The organism is Luteimonas deserti (assembly GCF_013425765.1).
In the GTDB taxonomy this organism is placed as follows: domain Bacteria; phylum Pseudomonadota; class Gammaproteobacteria; order Xanthomonadales; family Xanthomonadaceae; genus Luteimonas; species Luteimonas deserti.
Genome location: NZ_JACCJZ010000016.1, coordinates 57,893 through 75,068 on the forward strand (window position 1 = coordinate 57,893; position 17,176 = coordinate 75,068).

At 65.7% G+C, this 17,176-nt stretch carries 13 protein-coding genes; 4 read left to right on the plus strand and 9 right to left on the minus strand.

The window, feature by feature from the left end:
* Positions 1-2: 2 nt before the first annotated feature.
* Genes H0E82_RS08605 through H0E82_RS08635 form a run of 7 tightly spaced genes read right to left on the minus strand, consistent with a single transcriptional unit; the run spans position 3 to position 6,923 of the window.
* The gene (locus tag H0E82_RS08605) at positions 3-779 is read right to left on the minus strand and encodes a class I SAM-dependent methyltransferase (protein ID WP_180545051.1); all 777 of its coding nucleotides are present in this window, start codon (positions 777-779) and stop codon (positions 3-5) included.
* An 11-nt stretch (positions 780-790) separates the two neighbouring features.
* Complete coding sequence (locus H0E82_RS08610) at positions 791-1,738, minus strand: glycosyltransferase (RefSeq protein ID WP_180545052.1); 948 nt, start codon at positions 1,736-1,738, stop codon at positions 791-793.
* Positions 1,735-3,204, minus strand: a complete 1,470-nt coding sequence (locus H0E82_RS08615; protein WP_180545053.1) for a lipopolysaccharide biosynthesis protein — start codon at positions 3,202-3,204, stop codon at positions 1,735-1,737. Before H0E82_RS08615 ends, H0E82_RS08610 begins: the two co-directional genes overlap by 4 nt.
* Before the next feature lie 10 nt (positions 3,205-3,214).
* Positions 3,215-3,934 carry a class I SAM-dependent methyltransferase gene (locus H0E82_RS08620; RefSeq protein WP_180545054.1) on the minus strand — a complete coding sequence of 240 codons (720 nt, stop codon included), beginning with the start codon at positions 3,932-3,934 and terminating at the stop codon, positions 3,215-3,217.
* Entirely contained in the window at positions 3,921-4,898 is a 978-nt protein-coding gene (locus tag H0E82_RS08625) for an ATP-grasp domain-containing protein (protein WP_328796990.1), read from the minus strand. Before H0E82_RS08625 ends, H0E82_RS08620 begins: the two co-directional genes overlap by 14 nt.
* Positions 4,895-6,067: a DegT/DnrJ/EryC1/StrS family aminotransferase gene (locus H0E82_RS08630; RefSeq protein ID WP_180545056.1), complete on the minus strand. Its 1,173-nt coding sequence runs from the start codon at positions 6,065-6,067 to the stop codon at positions 4,895-4,897. Before H0E82_RS08630 ends, H0E82_RS08625 begins: the two co-directional genes overlap by 4 nt.
* A gap of 4 nt (positions 6,068-6,071) precedes the next feature.
* Entirely contained in the window at positions 6,072-6,923 is an 852-nt protein-coding gene (locus tag H0E82_RS08635; RefSeq protein WP_180545057.1) for a glycosyltransferase family 2 protein, read from the minus strand.
* Positions 6,924-7,040: 117 nt separating this feature from the next.
* Between H0E82_RS08635 and pilB the strand changes: the two genes are divergently transcribed.
* The 4 genes from pilB (at position 7,041) to coaE (ending at position 11,829) form a co-directional block, all read left to right on the plus strand.
* Positions 7,041-8,765, plus strand: coding sequence for a type IV-A pilus assembly ATPase PilB (gene pilB, locus H0E82_RS08640; protein WP_180545058.1), 1,725 nt, complete (start codon positions 7,041-7,043; stop codon positions 8,763-8,765).
* Between the two features lie 253 nt (positions 8,766-9,018).
* A complete protein-coding gene (locus H0E82_RS08645; RefSeq protein WP_180545059.1) occupies positions 9,019-10,299 on the plus strand; it encodes a type II secretion system F family protein in 1,281 nt (426 codons plus the stop codon).
* A 28-nt stretch (positions 10,300-10,327) separates the two neighbouring features.
* A complete protein-coding gene (locus H0E82_RS08650) occupies positions 10,328-11,191 on the plus strand; it encodes a prepilin peptidase (RefSeq protein ID WP_180545060.1) in 864 nt (287 codons plus the stop codon).
* A gap of 14 nt (positions 11,192-11,205) precedes the next feature.
* Entirely contained in the window at positions 11,206-11,829 is a 624-nt protein-coding gene (coaE, locus tag H0E82_RS08655; RefSeq protein ID WP_180545061.1) for a dephospho-CoA kinase, read from the plus strand.
* Between the two features lie 436 nt (positions 11,830-12,265).
* Here coaE and H0E82_RS08660 read toward each other — a convergent pair whose 3' ends face one another.
* Both H0E82_RS08660 and secA read right to left on the minus strand, forming a co-directional pair.
* The gene (locus H0E82_RS08660; protein WP_180545062.1) at positions 12,266-13,219 is read right to left on the minus strand and encodes a Nudix family hydrolase; all 954 of its coding nucleotides are present in this window, start codon (positions 13,217-13,219) and stop codon (positions 12,266-12,268) included.
* 749 nt (positions 13,220-13,968) lie between these two features.
* A complete protein-coding gene (secA, locus tag H0E82_RS08665) occupies positions 13,969-16,719 on the minus strand; it encodes a preprotein translocase subunit SecA (RefSeq protein WP_180545063.1) in 2,751 nt (916 codons plus the stop codon).
* Positions 16,720-17,176: the final 457 nt, after the last annotated feature.

The following is a 17,176-nucleotide window of genomic DNA, read 5'->3' on the forward strand; positions in this document are numbered from 1 at the left end:
GCTCAGGCCGGCTTGCGGTACAGGAAAAACGGTTCGGCCCGATTGACGCCTGCAAGAGACGGGTCCGTGTCGCCCAGCAGGTCGTCATGCTGGCGGACGCGTGATTCGAAGCCGGCGGCTTCGATACGCTCGAAAACGTCCCGCCCGAACAGCCGGACATGGTCTTCCTGGCCATACGCCTGGAGCCGCGCCTGCGGAGTGTCGATGCCTTCGTCGGACCAGGTGTGTTGGAGCTTCGCGCTGTAGGGCGTCTGCAGGATCGAATAGCCACCTGGTTTAAGGACGCGGAATATCTCGCTCGAGGCCCGATCCACATCGTCGACATGCTCAAGTACGTGGTTGGCGATGACCATGTCGACCGAAGCAGATGCGATGTCCATATCCAGCATGTCCACTCGGCGAACATGCGGCGACAGCGGACAGAGGTCACAGGCCGTGTAATCAGCCGGTCCGGCGGCCTGGATCCAGCGCGGCAGGCGCTTTTCGGGGGCGAAGTGCAGAATGGACCTGTCCTTCATCCACTTCAGCATTCCACTGGCGCGCAGGTACAACAGTAAATGGCGTTCACGATCATGTGCACCGCAGCGCGGGCATTCGAAGTTGTCCACGTCGCTGCCGACGACTTCGAGTGCGTGCATCAGCGGAGCAACGCTGCGGGAGCCGTTTCGGTAGGGCATGAAGCGCCAGACCCGGCGGCCGCATAGAACGCAATGGCGCCGTCCGCCGGGAATCCAACCGGAGATGGCATAGGGAAGGACCTTGGTGAGCTGCAATGCCATTCGCGCATCTCTCAGTGACGGTATAGGACGTTCTTTTCTTGGCCAGAGAGGGATACACGCGCAGCCAGCATTTTGCCGCAAATGCGCAGGATGTTCGCGGCGACCAGAACGGTGGTCCATGCCGCACCGTACGGAGACGCAGCGTAGACTCGTGCCGCCCACGTGCGCAGCAGCCCCGGATCGCGTGTTGCCAGGGAGCGGAAGAATACCCGGCGTAAGAAGTCGGCGAGACCGCGCGCATAGTCGTCATCGCTTACCGCATTGCGCGGCACGCTCTGGATCGCTTGCCAGTAGAGCTCGCGTACCCGTTCGTTAGACGAAGCCACCATCGAGCCACGGGTAGCGACGCGGTACGCAGCCAGGGGTTCGCCGATGTGGCCGAGCCATCCCCTTAGGGCTTGTGACAGGTGAACCTCGTAATCCAGTTGGTCCGCGTTGTTCGCCCAAAGTGGCAAGTTGGTTGCGCGGAACAGAACTGAGCTATTGTTCAGCGCATTGCCGCGTCGCAATAGTGCAGGTAGTGTAATGCGCACGTCGCCAAGATCGTTGAACAGCCCCAAGCGGGTCCCAGCTTCGTCGACCGTGACGGCATTGGCGTATACCGCGCTGCATGCCGGGTGCTTCGCCAAGTAGTCGAGCTGTCGGCCGAGCTTGCCAGGAAGCCAGTAATCGTCGCCGTCGACCCGTGCAATGAATTCTCCTTCGGCGCGAAGAAGCAGGTCACACATGTTCTGCTTGGCGCCCATATTAGGTTCGCGGCGGAAATGGCGTAGACGCTTGCCGTACTGCGCTGCCAGGGCTTCAATAATCTCGCTGGTGCCGTCAGTCGAACCATCATCGCCGACCAACACGGAAAGTTTGGCGCCTGCTTTCTGATCCAGAATGCTGCGTAGGCAGGTCTCGATAAAGTTGCGCTGATTGTAGGTCACCACACAGACGGTCACGGCAGGGAGGCTCATACCGAAGCTCTTCCCGCGTCGCTTTTCCTGTCAGGCCTAAGTTTCCTCAGCAGCGCCACCAGGTCGCGCCATGCCGCAACGTTCATGAGGATGGCGAAGGTCGCGAACGTGAGAATTCCCGTCGCAATAGCGCCTGCCAGCGCGAGTGCCGGGTGTGCCGGCAGTTGCATGGCAAGCAGGGCGGATGCGCTGGAGAGCAAAGTGAGCAGGAAGGTAGCCTTCTGATCGGACAACTGTGCCAGGAGTCCGTACCCGAGCAATCTTCGTGAGTAATAGGTATTGGCAACGAGGCAGGCGACGTTCGATAGCAGTACTGCCCACGCCACGGCCTGCACGCTGTGGAAACTGGCTGCCACAACCAGCGGAACAGAGATCGCGCATTTAACCACCTCCAGCCTGAAGACCAAGTCCGACCTGCCACGCGCCCCGAGGGCTGCCAGATTCAGTACGTGCATGGGCCAGAACATCGATGCCATCGCTAGCACGCTCAGCAGCGGGGCCGCCGGCGTCCATCTTTCGCCATACAAGGTTGTGACGAGAGGATGGGCGCAAACGGCGATTCCAGTCATGGCGGGTACGAAGACGAAGATGGCGACCCGCAGCGACAGGCGGAGGCCGCCGCGCAGCTTGTCGGGCTGGTCTGCGATGGTGGAGAACACCGGTAGTCCTACCCGGTTGAGCAGGCTGCTCATGAACTGCGCCGGGGCTTGCTGCGTCTCCTGCGCCATAGCGTAGAAGCCGAGGGCCCGGGCATCGAACACACGGCCGATCAATAGCGATTGCAGGCGGACCGATACTGTGTTGAGTGTGTTGGCTAAAAGCAGGAATCCGCCGAACCGAAACAGGCGACGGAACGCCACGGGGTCGAAGCGCCCTGAGGGGCGCCAGCGGGACAGGGGCCATAACATCGCCGTGCGCATGCAGGCTCCAATCACCGCCTGCCATACCAGACTCCACACTCCAAATCCCCGCCACGCGAGCCACAACGCCACCGAACCTGAAACGAGCGAAGCGACCAGCTCCGCGCCTGCACGAGGGCGGAAGTCCAGCCTCAGCGACAACAGTGCATTGGGTACTGCAGCCATGGCGCCGAGTGGAAGTACCAGCACCAGCAGGTGCATCAGGCCAACTAATTGAGGCCGTGAATAGAAGCGTGCTATGGCTGGGGCGACGAGCCACAGCACCGCTACCAGCAGTACGCTCACGCCCAAGCTGGCCAGGAACACCGTAGTCTCGTCATCCCGCGTCGGGTGTTGTTTCTGCACAAGGGCAGAGCCGAGCCCCCCTTCGACCAGCAGGGCAGCCAGAGTGACGAAGACCAGCAACATCGCCATCAGGCCGAAATCGGCCGGGTCGAGAAGTCGCGCCAGTGCGATCGCGACCACGAACTGGATACCGTAGCGCCCGGATATCTCCAAGGCGCTCCACCAAGTGGCGTGGATGGCTCGGTCGGTCAGCGAGGCCACAGGCGTGATGCTAGCTCTTGACGGTGCCAATGCACAGCAAGCGTTCGCTGGTTTCAAGGTGCGCCAACCCGCTTTCGCGCAGGCAAGTCCGTAGTACTGCTGGATCCGTCACGCCGTTCTTGATGAGAATGTCTTCGTGGTGCTGCTTGCCCTTGCCGACGGGGATGATCGCGACTTCGCTGCAGGCAGCCCGCATCAGTTCCACCATTTGCTCCATCTCGAAGAATCGGATGTCATACAGGGGGTCGCTGGCTTTTTTCCGCTCGAAGTAGTCCACGAACTGTTTGTTGTGCGCGTTGTGAACCGTGGCGATCATGCGGGCCCGCGAGACGCGCGCCTGCTCCGATGCGAGCTCTTTGATCTGGGCGTCAGAAAAAAGCACCCAGAACCCATTGTGGTAACTGCCGTCGAAAGCATTATCGGCGAACGGCAGGGCAAAAGCGCTTGCATGGTGGATGGCCGAAGAGAAATCGGGGAAGTGTTGCTTGGCTCTTGTCACGGCTTCCTTCGAGAAATCCATTCCCTCGCAATCAATTCCGCGTCTGCGCAGTTCGGCCATGTCGCGGAAGCTGCCGGCAGCAATCTCCAGGACATGGCGCTCGTCGCGTTCGAGCATTGCGTGGATGTAATACGCGTGTCTCAGGTCGTTCTGGTAGTGGTCGAAAATGTCTGCCCACTTACGATCCCAACCGTCGCTGCTGGATGACGGACCTAGGTTACGGAGTTGCATGACTTGTTCCTGATGGGTACTCGACCATTCCGCGGACGTAAACAGCGTCCGGCGCACGGATGACCGGGTCTATCGTTCCCCCGGCGCCGAAACAGCGCAGGTGATTGGCGACCATGTCGTAACCTGCCATCAGGCTGAATGCAACGCCCGCTGAGAAGCGCGGGTTCACGTCCATCAACAGCGGGGCACCATCGACGACGAGGAACTCGAGGTTGACGCATCCGTGGAGGCCGATGGTCCCCGCCGCCTCTCGGGCGAGCGCATCACACTCATGGCCGGGTTCCATTTTCACGGTCATGCCGGCTCCGTTAGGAGTGCGCAGCAGCTCCCTTCGGGTCATGGCGATCGACAGACTGTCGTCCAGCTCGCGCACCACGTCGGAGACGAACACCTCGCCCTGCAGCAGAGGCTGGAGTACGTAAGCGTCCCGCCCCAGGCGCGAACGCCAGAAAGCGAGGGCGGATGCGTCGGGGATGACGATATGCCCCTCTCTGCTCCTACCGTGCCGGGGCTTGGCAAGCAGAGGGTACGGGAATCCAGGCGGCAGTTCCCACCCAAGCTCGGCAGTCGGAATCGGATGGATGCGCGGGTGACCGGAGAAACACCGGTAGAGGGCCAGCTTGTCCCGGGCGAGCCGTATCGCGGGTGTGGAGGGAATGCATAGCCTTACGTTCTGGTCTTCGAAGCGTCGCCTCTCCCCCGACAATGCATCCACCTCGGGATCGGTCAGCGCGATGATGTGGCTGATTTGCTCGCTGGCGCAGATTTCAAGCAGCCGGGAGATGTACGCAGGCGTGTCCCTTGCCGAGGGCACCTGATGGAACCGGTCGACGAGCCGCGCCGCGGCGCTCCATTCAGGTGGGTGAATGTTACAGCCTACGACTGTCGCGCCCGGATGCCGGCTGACCGCCACGATGACGGCCTCCGCTGACATAGAGCCGATGGCGGTTACTAGGCACCTCATGGCGGCAGGGCGAGAACTCGCACCACGTCGCAAGCCGCCTGCACTTCCGCGGCGCTCACCGCCGCCCCGGCAGGCAGGACGATAACCCGCTCCGCCGCCGCGATGGTGTTGGGGAGCAGCAGTCCCGCATGCGGGAACAGGCCGCGGTAGGGCTGCATCCCGTGGCAGCCGGGCCAGAAGTATTTGCGGGCAAGAATGTTCTCCGCGTGCAGGGCGGCGATGATCAGGTCGCGGCCGACTGGGAACGCCTCATCAATCTCCAGCACCACGTAGTGGTGGCTGTTGCGCTCTGCAGGGTCATACTCGAGCAAGGTTATGCCGGGGATCTCGGCGAGCGCGCGGCGGTATTCCTGATGATTGCGATGGTTGGCGTCGAGCACGGCGTCCAGCGCGTCCAGGTTGGCCAGCCCCATTGCAGCACAGACCTCGATCATCTTCCCGTTGGTGCCCGGGTGGATGACGTTGTCATACCCCTTGAAGCCGAAGTTGCGCATCAGCCGCATGGCTTCCGCCAATTCGTCGTCGTTGGTCGTGACGGCGCCACCTTCCATCGTGTTGAAGGCTTTGGTGGCATGGAAACTGAAGACCTCGCACGCGCCAAAGCTGCCGATGCTCCGCCTCCTGTAGGTGCTGCCAAACGCATGGGCCGCGTCGAACATCAGCTTGAGTCCATGCTCGTCGGCAATGGCTTGCAGTTCGTCCACCGGGGCCGCCCGTCCCCACAGGTGCACGCCGATGATCCCGCTGGTGCGCGGGGTGATCATCCGGCGGACTGCGGCGGGATCAAGGTTGTGGGTGGCCGGGTCGATGTCGGCGAATATCGGGGTGATTCCCTGCCAGTAAAGCGCGTGCGCGGTGGCCACGAAGGTCCAGGACGGCACGATGACCTCGCCCTCCAGCCCCAGCGCCCGGATGGCGATCTCCAGCGCGATCGTGCCGTTACACATGGCGATGCAGTGCTTGACACCGAGGTACCCAGCGATGCGCCGCTCGAATTCCTGCACCATGGGGCCATTATTGGTCAGCCACTGATTGTCAAGGATGGCCTCGACTCGCCGCAGGAATTCTTCGCGGTCTCCTATGTTGGGGCGACCGACGTGGAGCGGTTCAATGAAGGCCGGCGGAGCTCCGTTCACGGCCAGATCCTTCAGGTCTCTGATCTCTTTCATGCCGTCAGCCGTCACGGCGATAAGTCAGATTGGTGATCTGTTCGGAAATTAATCCGATCAAGAAGATAATCACCGAGGCGCTAAACAGCAGGGTGCTCATGTTGGTGAAGCGACCGGCGGACGCGAAGGTCCATCCGTAATAAGTCAAGCCGATGCCGAAGAACGCAAACGCCACCGGTAGAAACAATTTCAATGGCGAGTACAGCGTCGCGATCTTGAAGATGATCAGCAGAAATCGGATGCCGTCCCGCATCGGCCGGATGTGACTCTTGCCGATCCGCTGCGCCACCGGAATCGGCACATAGGCCACGGGGTAGGCACTGCGGAAGAACGCCATCGTGCAAGTCGTGGGATAGGAGAAGCCGTTGGGCAGCAGGTGAAGGAACTCGCGAAACCGGTCGGCACGTACGGCGCGGAAGCCCGAAGTGAGGTCAGCAATTCGGTGCCCCGTCATCCAGCTGGCAAGCCGGTTGTAGAAACCGTTCGCCGCGCCCCGGCTACGGCTGGCCTGTCCGGAGGCATCGCGGGCCCCCACGGCCATGTCATAGCCCGCCCGCAGGCGTTCGAGCAGCGCTTCGATGTTGGCCGGATCATGCTGTCCATCGGCGTCCATGAAGACCAATACCTCGCCGACTGCCGCCCTGGCGCCACGCTTGATCGCCGCGCCGTTACCCATCGAGTATGGTGCCTGGACCACGCGGGCCCCGTACTCCGCGGCAACCGCGGCAGTGTCGTCGATCGAGCCGTCGTCCACCACGACAATCTCGGCGCCCGGCTGGAGCTCGCGGAGCCGCGGCAGGGTCTTGCGCAATCCTTCGGCCTCGTTTTTGGCCGGCATCACCACCGAAATCCGCATCGCGCTCCCCTTTCCCGGCACGGAGCGTAGCGCGGCGGCGCCCCGGCGCAAAGCCGCCGACCTGCACCCCGCGGTTTTCATGCAGTAAAGTGCGCCCAGCCCCACTGGATTCGCCCCATGAGCGCTGTCGCCACCTCGAACCTGATCGGCATCACCGGCATCGCCCGCCGCCTCGTGCTGGACGGCGCTCTGGATGAGGCAGCCGCGCGCGAGGCGCTGGAAAAGGCTACCGCCGCCCGTAAGCAGATCGCCGCCTATCTCCGCGAACAGAAGCTGGTGACGGCCGCGCAGATGGCCGCGGCCAATTCCATCGAGTTCGGCATGCCGGTCTTCGATCCGGCCGCGATGGATGGGCAGTTGAGCGCGGTCAAGCTGGTGAGTGAGGAACTGCTGGGCAAGCACGGGGTGCTGCCGCTGTTCAAGCGGGGCAGTCGACTCTTCGTGGGTACCGCGGACCCCACCAACGCGCATGCGCTGGACGAGATCAAGTTCCACACCAACCTCACCGTCGAGCCCATCCTGGTCGACGAGGACAGCATCCGCAGGACGCTCGAGGTGTGGCTCCAGGCCTCCGACAGCCTGGGTGACGCATTGGACGACTCGGAGGGTCTGGAGGGCCTGGATGTCGGCGGCGATGACGACGGCAGCAAGATCGAGAACGTCGCCGACGGCAAGGACGACACGCCGATCGTGAAATTCGTCAACAAGGTGCTGGTGGACGCCATCAAGCGCGGCGCCTCCGACATCCATTTCGAGCCTTATGAGACCGACTACCGGGTGCGTCTGCGCATCGACGGCATCCTCAAGCAGTCGGCGAAGATGCCGGTCAAGCTCAACCAGCGCATCACCGCGCGCCTCAAGGTCATGGCGCAGCTCGACATCGCCGAGAAGCGGGTGCCGCAGGACGGTCGAATCAAGCTGAACCTGTCGAAGACCAAACAGATCGACTTCCGCGTGAGCACCCTGCCCACGCTGTTCGGGGAGAAGGTGGTGCTGCGTATCCTCGACGCCAGCGCGGCCAAGCTCGGCATTGACAAGCTGGGCTACGAGCCCGACCAGCAGGCCTTGTTCCTCGAGGCCATCCACAAGCCCTACGGCATGGTCCTGGTGACCGGCCCGACCGGCTCGGGCAAGACGGTGTCGCTGTATACCGCGCTCGGCATTCTCAACGACGAGACGCGCAACATCTCGACGGCCGAGGATCCGGTGGAAATCCGCCTTCCAGGCGTGAACCAGGTGCAGCAGAACAACAAGCGCGGCATGACCTTCGCCGCGGCGCTGCGCTCGTTCCTGCGCCAGGACCCGGACATCATCATGGTCGGCGAAATCCGCGATCTGGAGACGGCCGAGATCGCGATCAAGGCGGCGCAGACCGGCCACATGGTGCTCTCGACCCTGCACACCAACGACGCGCCGCAGACCATCTCACGCCTGATGAACATGGGCATCGCGCCCTACAACATCACCTCGTCCGTGACCCTGGTGATTGCGCAGCGCCTGGCGCGTCGACTCTGCCCCAAGTGCAAGAAGCGCGCCGATCTGCCGGAGCACACCTTGCTGAGCGAGGGCTTCACCGAAGACCAGGTCCGCGCCGGTATCGAGCTGTACGAGGCCGTGGGCTGCGACGAATGCACCAACGGCTACAAGGGCCGCGTGGGCGTGTACCAGGTGATGCCGATGTCCGAGTCGATCCAGGAGATCATCCTGCAGGGCGGCAATGCGATGCAGATTGCTGAAGTGGCGCAAAAGTCGGGGGTCCGCGACCTCAGACAGTCCGCGCTCGAGAAGGCTCGCCAGGGACTGACCAGCCTGGCGGAGATCAACCGGGTCACAAAGGATTGAGTGTCTGCTGATCCAGCGCAGCGTGTCGGCGCGCAGGCTGACCGGGGAAGATCCAGCCGCGTCCGGAGAACACCGGGCCCGGCCGCGGTGCAGCGATTCGACGACCCGGGAGGAGCTCTTTGCCTCTCTGAAGGGTGCCCGACGTCGGAAAGCGGCCGCCCGTCACGGCGCAGGGGCCCACTTTTGCGCGTAACCCGCTACCATGCGGGCATCTGCCCGGCTGGGGAAAGCCGGTTCCTTGGGGAAGGCCCGCATGTCGATTTCACGTACTGCCGCACGGAAAACCGTTGCCCGCAAGCCCGCCGCCGCCGCTCCCGTCCGCGCAGGCGTGACCTTGGACACGTTCGTCTGGGAGGGCACCGACAAGCGTGGCACCAAGATGAAGGGCGAGCAGCAGGCGAAAAACGCCAATCTGCTGCGCGCCGAGTTGCGACGAATGGGTATCCAGCCCAGCGTGGTCAAGGCCAAGGGCAAGCCCCTGTTCGGCAAGACCGGCAAGACGATTTCGGCCAAGGACATCGCGGTATTCAGCCGCCAGCTGGCGACGATGATCAAATCAGGAGTGCCGGTCGTGCAGGCCCTTGAGATCATTGGGTCGGGCAACAAGAACCCGCGCATGGCCGACATGGTCAACAGCATGCGCCTCGATATCGAAGGCGGCTCTTCGATCAGCGAGGCACTGGCCAAGCATCCGGTGCAGTTCGACGAGCTGTTCCAGAATCTGGTGCGAGCCGGTGAATCCGCCGGTGTCCTTGAGACAGTGCTCGACACCATCGCCACATATAAAGAAAACACCGAGAAGCTCAAGGGCAAGATCAAGAAGGCCCTGTTCTACCCGGCGGCGGTCATCGCGGTGGCAATTATCGTCAGTGCGATTCTGTTGATATTCGTGGTGCCGCAGTTCGAGGCGGTGTTTGCTGACTTTGGCGCTGATCTTCCCGCGTTCACCCAGATGATCGTGGCGGCAAGTGAATTTATGGTCAGCTACTGGTGGGTGGTGCTTGGCCTCGCCGCGGGCGGGGCGTTCGCCTTTATCTTCACTTATAAGCGCTCGGTGCCGATGCAGCACGCGATCGATCGGATGATGCTGAAGATCCCGGTCATCGGCCCGCTGCTGCACAACGCCTCGATCGCCCGCTTCGCGCGCACGTTGGCAACAACTTTCCGCGCCGGTGTGCCGCTGGTCGAAGCGCTGGACACGGTGGCCGGCGCCACCGGCAACACCGTCTACGAGAAAGCCGTGCTGCGCATGCGCGACGACGTATCGGTGGGCTACCAGGTCAACATGGCGATGAAGCAGGTCAACCTGTTCCCGCACATGGTGGTACAGATGACTGCGATCGGCGAAGAAGCGGGTGCCCTCGATACGATGCTGATGAAGGTCGCCGAGTTCTACGAGGAAGAAGTCAACAACGCCGTCGATGCCTTGAGCAGCCTGCTTGAACCGATGATCATGGTATTTATCGGTGGTCTCGTCGGCGGCATGGTCATCGGCATGTACCTGCCGATCTTCAAGCTGGCGGCCGTCGTCTGACGCCCGCGGCTTGCATTTGACTGTATAGATGGCGTTTCTCGACCAGAACCCCGCCCTGGGTTACCCGCTCGCCGCCGGCCTCGGCCTGCTGGTGGGCAGCTTCCTCAACGTGGTGATCCTGCGCCTGCCGCGCCGCATGGAGTGGCAGTGGAAGCGCGACTCGCGCGAGATCCTCGGCGAGCCCGAGCTGTACGACCCGCCGCCCCCGGGGATCGTGGTCGAGCGTTCGCACGATCCGGAGACCGGCACGCCGCTGGCGTGGTGGGAGAACATTCCCGTCCTGAGCTACGTGATGCTGCGCGGACGCTCGCGTCACAGCGGGAAGCGGATCTCGCTGCAGTATCCGGCCGTCGAGCTGCTGACGATGCTGCTGTTCGTCGCCTGCGTGTGGCGCTTCGGCTTCGGCTGGCAGGGCTTCGGTGCGCTGGTGCTGACCAGCTTCCTGATCGCGCTCTCGGGCATCGACATCCGCACCCAGCTGCTGCCCGATTCCCTGACCTTGCCGCTGATGTGGCTCGGCCTGATCGCCAGCCTCGACAACCTCTACATGCCCGCCAAGCCGGCCCTGCTCGGCGCGATCGTCGGGTATGTGAGCCTCTGGTCGGTGTGGTGGCTGTTCAAGCAGGCCACCGGCAAGGAAGGCATGGGCCACGGGGACTTCAAGCTGCTGGCCGCACTGGGCGCCTGGTGCGGACTGGTCGGCCTGTTGCCGATCATCCTGCTCTCGGCCGTGGCGGGCGCCGTCATCGGCTCGATCATGCTGGCCGTGCAGGGCCGGGACCGCGCCACGCCGATCCCTTTCGGCCCCTACCTCGCCATTGCCGGCTGGGTGACCTTCATGTGGGGCGACGACATCATGGGGCGCTATCTGCGCCTGACCGGGCTGCAATAAGCCGGTCGCGTGGGATGAGCCGCCTGATCATCGGCCTCACCGGCGGCATCGCCTCGGGCAAGACCGCAGCGACGAGGGCGTTCGAAGCCCACGGCATCGTGGTGGCCGATGCCGACCTGGCGGCGCGCGAGGCGGTGGCTGTTGGCAGCGCGGGGCTGGAGGCGGTGGTGGCCCGTTTCGGCGCGGGCGCCCTCGCCGCCGATGGCGGTCTGGACCGCCGCGCGATGCGCGAGCGGATCTTCGCCGACCCCGAAGCGCGGACACAGCTCGAGGCGATCATCCACCCGAGGGTGCGCGAGGCCTTGCGTTCGGCCTGCGAGGCGGCCGGGAGCCCGTATGCGATCGCCGCGATTCCGCTGCTCGCGGAGGGGGGCCGCGCGGCCTACCCCTGGCTGCACCGCGTGCTTGTAATCGACGTGCCGGTCGCGCTGCAGATGGACCGCCTGCTGGCGCGGGACGGGATCGACCACACGCTGGCGACCCGGATGATCTCGGCCCAGGCGAGCCGCGACGCGCGGCTGGCAATCGCCGACGACGTATTGCCCAATGACGCCACCTTGGCGGCGCTCGACGCGCGCGTCGCGGCGCTCGACCAGCGGTATCGGGCGCTGGCAGCCGGGATGGCCCTACAGCCTTAGCAAGCGGGTCGCGGCGACAGGTCGGCCGGAGGCCTGCGCGTCTGCCATGCCCGGCCATCCGGCGGAACGCGCGGCGCGTGGCACGTCCATGCAGGCCGTTTCCCGACAGGACATACGCGTCGATGCGCCCCCCGCTAAGGGAGTGACCGAGGCGCCTCGGCGGTGGGTTCGGGGCGTGTGGGAACGTCGCTCCGCCCGGAGGGCGAGCGCCTCGCGGGTGGAATGCTGCCACGCGGTGAGGCGGACCCGTCACCAGCCCCCGAGCGCGCGTCGTGCGACCGGTCAGACGCGGGGTGGTCGGGTTCTCCACGATGGCCGACTTCGATGCGCCGGCGCGTGCCCGCCGCTGCCGGCGAACCTCCTGGCGAGCGCGACGTGCGCGCCGGATTGCCCCGGATCAGCCACGACATACGCGCGAGCACGGCGCCACACGCCCTCACGCGTCGGCGGCGCCCCACAGTCCCCGGATCGCCGCGATGCCCTGCGCGCCGTGGCGGCGGGCCTCGTCGAGATCGGCCGGCGCCAGTCCGCCGATGGCATAGATCGGCAGGGCCGTGTGCTCGCGGAGCGCCTCGAATGCCGGCCAGCCGATCCCCGGGACACCCGGGTGGCTGGGCGTGGCGTGGACGTGCCCCAGCACGACGAAATCGCAACCCAGCGCCTCCGCCATCCGCAGTTCCTCCAGCGAATGGCAGGAGGCGGCCAGGCGTACGCTCGGGGGCACGGGGCGTTCACGCATCCCGCGCAGCGCCGAGGACGACAGGTGCACGCCCACCCCGGCCGCACGGGCGAGCGCCGGCGCGCCGTTGAATAGCACGTCCACCTGGCGCCGGACACACAGCGTGGCGGCCTCGCCGAGCAACCGCGCCTGTCGCGACGGCGGCATGCCGTGCAGCCTGATCTGCACCCGCCGCACGTCCCGGGCGATCGCGCGGTCCAGGCCTGCGAGCCATTCGGCGTCGTCGTCGCCGGGCTCCGGCGTCACCAGATATGCGGATGGCTGGCGCAGCGCGGCGACCACCGGCAGATCGGCCGGCGGCATCGAGTAGCGCCCGAGTCGCTCCGGCGCGACCCACGCCAGCGCCTGTCCTTCCCGCCCACGTGGCGTGCCGGTCCAGCGGGCGACGTGGCGGACGTCGAGACGGATCCGCTTGTGCGGATAGGCCTGTGGCACGGCGATCAAGGGCGCGCCGATCACCGCGCGGATCCCGAGCTCTTCGTCCAGCTCGCGCGCGAGAGCGTGGTCGGCGGCTTCCCCGGGTTCGCGCTTGCCCCCCGGAAACTCCCACAGCCCCGGCAGATCCTGGGTCGGCGTGCGCCGCGAGAGCAGGATGCGGCCTCGCGCATCCGTGATGACGCCGGCCACCACCTCGATACTGCGCTCGCTCATGCGGTCTTCTGGTGCGGGAGGCGGCAAGGGTAGGCTGCAGGGCCGTCGGATGCCAATGCGCCGGACCGGCACGTCGGCGTCCCGCCCTCTCCATCCGGCCTGCCGGACCTCGGGTTGCGCCCTGGTGATGCACCCGGAGCCACCTCGCTGCGCGACGGAGCGTCGACCATCGACCGTTTCGTGACGGCCGGGGTGTCTTCGCGGCGCGGACCGGCGGCCGGCCGCTCGATGTGACCGGGCGTTCGCGCCCCGGGAGGCCGCACGGGACGCTCGCGCGGGGCACGCAATGTGCGGGCCAGATGGGCCGCGCGCCAGGGCCCCTCCTCCTTACGGCCCTGCCGGCCGCCGCCCGGTCGGGAGTGCGCTCGGCGATGCGGGCGCATCGGGCATCCTCTGCGCCGGAGCGCACAGGCCGAGCACGCCGCGCTTCGCCGACGCCATGCGCGGGTGTGGCATCCCGCGGTCGCCCACGGCATCTGCCTTCACCCGGACCGGTGCCGCGGACGTCGCCGCGCAGTGGACGCGGGCCCCGCCGCGGCCGGACGGCGCCGGACGCGGCAGCACTGCAACGGCCGCGCGACGCGACGGCAGCCGCCGCTCGCCGCGGATCGCCAGCTGTCAGCCGCAAGCTGGCCCATCGCTTCCAGACCCGACCCGTGCGGCATCACCGCTTCGCACGCGGGAATCGACCGCCGCACATGGAAACCGCCGCATGCGCGGCGGTCTCGTCCCGATGCGGCCGGCTGGACTCAGCTCAGCTGGCCGTGGCAGTGCTTGTACTTCTTGCCGCTGCCGCATGGGCATGGGTCGTTGCGGCCCACCTTGGCTCCATCGCGCACGATCGGCGCCTGGGCCCCGGCCTGGCCGGCCGCGCGGACGTCCTCGGCTTCCTCGTCGGCGCCGTAGCCGCCGGCATCGGCGTGCTGGAACTGGGCCTGGTTGAGCTTGGCCTCGATCTGGCGCCGCTCCTCGGCCTCCAGCGCGGCGATCTCGTCCTCGCTGCGCACGCGGACGCGGGCCAGCATGGTGGTCACGTCGAGCTTGACCTTGTCCAGCATCTCCGAGAACAGCTCGAACGCCTCGCGCTTGTATTCCTGCTTGGGCTGCTTCTGCGCATAGCCGCGCAGGTGGATGCCTTGGCGCAGATAGTCCATGCGCCCGAGATGCTCCTTCCAGCCCTGGTCGAGCACGTTGAGCATGATGTGCTTCTCCAGCATGCGCATCGTCTCGGGGCCGAGCTGCGCCTCCTTGTCGGCGAACAGGCGGTCGACCTCCTGCTGCACGTGCTCGGTGATCTGCTCGGCGTCGAGCTCCTGGCGCGACGAGGCCAGGTCCACCAGCGGCAGGCGCACGCCGAACTCGCGTTCGATCTCCGACTCCAGGCCGGGCAGATCCCACTGGTCGTCGATCGACTGCGGCGGCACGTAACGCCCCACGATGCCGGCGACCACGTCGGCGCGGATGCCGTCGATGTTGTCCTTGACGCTCTCGGCATCGAGAAGTTCGTCGCGCTGGCCGTAGATCACCTTGCGCTGGTCGTTGTTGACGTCGTCGAAGTCGAGCAGGTTCTTGCGGATGTCGAAGTTGTGCGCCTCGACCTTGCGCTGCGCGTTGGCGATCTGCTTGGTGACCAGCGGCGACTCGATGATGTCGTCCTCCTGCAGGCCCATGCGCGCCATGACCTTCTGCACCCAGTCGGCGGCGAAGATGCGCATCAGGTTGTCTTCGAGCGACAGGTAGAAGCGGCTGGAACCCGGATCACCCTGACGGCCCGAACGGCCACGCAACTGGTTGTCGATGCGCCGCGATTCGTGGCGCTCGGTGCCCAGGATGTGCAGGCCGCCCGCCGCCTTGACCGCGTCGTGGCGCACCTGCCATTCGGCCTTGAGCCGGGCCTTGGTGGCCTCGTCGACCGGCGCGCCGGCCTCGGCCTCGAGCTGCGCCAGCTCGCTCTCGAGCGAGCCGCCGAGCACGATGTCGGTACCGCGGCCGGCCATGTTGGTGGCGATGGTCACCGCGCCCGGGCGCCCGGCCTGGGCGATGATCTGGGCCTCGCGCTCGTGCTGCTTGGCGTTGAGGACCTCGTGGTGGATGCCTTCCTTGCGCAGGTGTTCGCTGAGCAGCTCGGAGACTTCGATCGAGGTCGTGCCGACCAGCACCGGCTGGCCGCGTTCGTGCGCGGCCTGGATCTCGCGCGCGACCGCGCGGTACTTGCCGGCGCGGTTGAGGAACACCGCATCGGGCGCGTCCTTGCGGATCATCGGGCGATGGGTCGGGATCACCACGACTTCGAGCGAATAGATGCTCTCGAACTCGAAGGCTTCGGTATCCGCGGTACCGGTCATGCCCGAGAGCTTGCCGTACATGCGGAACAGGTTCTGGAAGGTGATGCTGGCGAGCGTCTGGTTCTCGCGCTGGACCGGAACGCCCTCCTTCGCTTCCACCGCCTGGTGCAGGCCGTCGGACCAGCGCCGGCCCGGCAGCGTGCGGCCGGTGAACTCGTCGACGATGATGACCTCGCCATCGCGGACGATGTAATGGTCGTCACGCTGGTAGATCGCATGCGCGCGCAGGCCGGCGTTGAGGTGATGCACGACGTGGATGTTCTGCGGCGCGTAGAGGCTGTCGTCCTCGCCGAGGATGCCGGCCTTGCGCAGCAGCGTTTCGGCATGTTCCTGTCCGGCTTCGGACAGATGCACCTGCTTGCCCTTCTCGTCGACCCAGAAATCGCCGTCCCCGTCCTCGGTCTCCTGACGCACCAGCGAGGGCACGATGCGGTTGACCTTGATGTAGAGCTCGGGCGAATCGTCGGCCGGGCCGGAGATGATCAGCGGCGTGCGCGCCTCGTCGATCAGGATCGAGTCGACCTCATCGATGATCGCGTAGTTGAGCCCGCGCTGGTACCGGTCCGCCTTCGACAGCGCCATGTTGTCGCGCAGGTAGTCGAAGCCGAACTCGTTGTTGGTGCCGTAGGTGATGTCGGCGCGGTAGGCCTCGCGCTTGGCTTCGCCGTGCGGCATGCCCGGCCAGATCACGCCGACCGACAGGCCCAGCCAGTTGTAGAGCTTGCCCATCTGGGCCGCGTCGCGCCGGGCCAGATAGTCGTTGACGGTCACGACGTGGACGCCCTTGCCTTCCAGCGCATTGAGATAGGTCGGCAGCGTGCCGACCAGGGTCTTGCCTTCGCCGGTGCGCATCTCGGCGATCTTGCCCATGTGCAGCACCATGCCGCCGATGAGCTGCACGTCGTAGGGCCGCATGCCCAGCACGCGGCGGCTGGCCTCGCGGCAGACCGCGAAGGCTTCCGGCAGCAGCTTGTCGAGGGTCTCCCCGTTGGCGACGCGGCTCTTGAACTCCGGCGTCTTGGCCTGCAGCTCGGCGTCGGACAGCGCCTCCATCTGCGGCTCCAGCGCGTTGATCCTGGTGACGATCTTCTCGAGCTGTTTGACGAAGCGGTCGTTGCGGCTGCCGAAGACGCTGGTGAGCAGGCGATTGAGCATTGGAGGTCCGGGTCGGTAAACGGAATGCGGACGTCGGACGGTTTTCGCCGGGCCCGCAACAAAGAAAGGGCGCTCGGCGCCCCTTCGATTTGGCAACAGGCATTGTAGCTCGGGGCGAGGAGCGGCGTTTGCAAGCCACCGGCTCGCGCCGGGACGAGCGCCGGAGCGGCTGCGCCGCGCAGGGTCGGAACGCGGAACGACGTTGGCGAGCCTCTGGCTCGCGCCGACGAGCGCCGGGCGGCGGCGCCGTACAGGCCCGGCGAGCAGCGACGTCCTGCAGGGCACCGCCTTGCACCTGCGCCTGCGTGTGCCAGGAGCGCTGGACCGCGCATGACCGGAGCGAGGAGCCGCATGTGCAGGCGACAGGCTGTCGTCGCAGTGCGTCCCGGAGCGCCTGCGACACGACACCCGGAGCGCAAGGCGCTCGTGGGCATTCACCTCGCCATCTCTCGCACGG